Annotated in this window: 1 protein-coding gene; it reads right to left on the reverse strand. The window is 62.5% G+C overall.

Annotated elements, in window-relative coordinates; genetic code table 11:
- The coding region (gene lpdA / locus YH3_RS34630) for a dihydrolipoyl dehydrogenase (RefSeq protein ID WP_064445172.1) at window positions 1–1,382 on the reverse strand (1,382 nt) is incomplete at its 3' end.
- Window positions 1,383–1,385 lie beyond the last annotated feature (3 nt).

Raw genomic sequence — 1,385 nt, forward strand, 5'->3', positions numbered from 1 at the left:
GCGAGGCCGTGGATCGCTTCCTGCAGTGCCTCACTGAGTGTGGGGTGGGTGTGGACGTTGCGTGCCAACTCGTTGACCGTGAGGTCCCACTTCTGGGCCAAGGTCAGCTCGGGCAGCAGTTCCGAAACGTCCGGTCCGATGAGGTGCCCGCCGAGCAGTTCGCCGTACTTCTTGTCGGCGATCAGCTTGACGAAACCGGTCGGGTCACCGAGACCGTGTGCCTTGCCGTTGGCAGCGAACGGGAAGTTCGCGACCTTGACGTCGTAGCCCTCGGCCTTGGCCTGCTCCTCGGTCAAACCGAACGAGGCGACCTGCGGCTGGCAGAACGTCGCACGCGGCATCATCCGGTAGTCACCGAGTGTCTGTGTCTCCGCGCCGCCGATGGTCTCGGCAGCGACGACAGCCTGAGCTTCTGCGACGTGCGCGAGCTGCAGTTTGGCGGTGACGTCACCGATGGCGAAGATGTGCGGGACGTTGGTGCGCATGTAGTCGTCGATCGCGATGGCGCCGCGATCGGTCAACGCGACCCCGGTGTTCTCGAGACCGAAGCCCTCCACGCGCGGTGCGAAGCCGACGGACTGCAGAACCTTGTCGACGACCACGGTCTCGATCTCGCCGGACTTGTTGTCCTTGATCGAGACGGTGACCTTGCTGCCGTCGTCGCTGATGGACTGCACAGCGGCACCGGTCTTGATGGTGACGCCGAGCTTCTTGTACTGCTTGGCGATTTCCTTCGAGACGTCGGCGTCCTCGTTGGGCAGTGCCCGATCGAGGAACTCGACGATCGTGACGTCGACGCCGTAGTTCTTGAGGACGTAACCGAACTCCATGCCGATCGCGCCGGCACCGACGATGAGGATCGAACCCGGAAGGTCACGGGTGAGGATCTGCTCTTCGTAGGTCACGACGTTCTCGCTCAGCGAGGTGCCGGGCAGCAGCTTGGTGTACGAACCCGTCGCGATGATCGCGTTGTCGAACGTGATCGTCTCGGTGCCACCCTTGCTCAGCTCCACGCTGATGGTGTTGGCGTCGACGAACGTGCCCTTGCCGTCGTACTCCGGGATCTTGTTCTTCTTCATCAAGAAGTGAATGCCCTTGACTCGCCCGTCCGCGACCTTGCGGCTGCGATCGAAAGCGGAGCCGAAATCGAAGGACACGTCTCCGGACATGCCGAACGTCTTCGCTTCTTTCGTGAAGATGTGCGCGAGTTCGGCGTTACGGAGAAGCGCCTTGGACGGAATGCAGCCGACATTCAGGCATACACCGCCCCAGTACTTCTGCTCGATGATGGCGGTGCTCAGGCCCAGTTGTGCCGCGCGGATAGCAGCGACGTACCCACCGGGGCCGGCTCCGAGGACAACGACGTCATAGTGTGAGGTCACGAT

This window comes from Rhodococcus sp. YH3-3 (assembly GCF_001653035.1).
Lineage (GTDB): Bacteria > Actinomycetota > Actinomycetes > Mycobacteriales > Mycobacteriaceae > Rhodococcus_F > Rhodococcus_F qingshengii.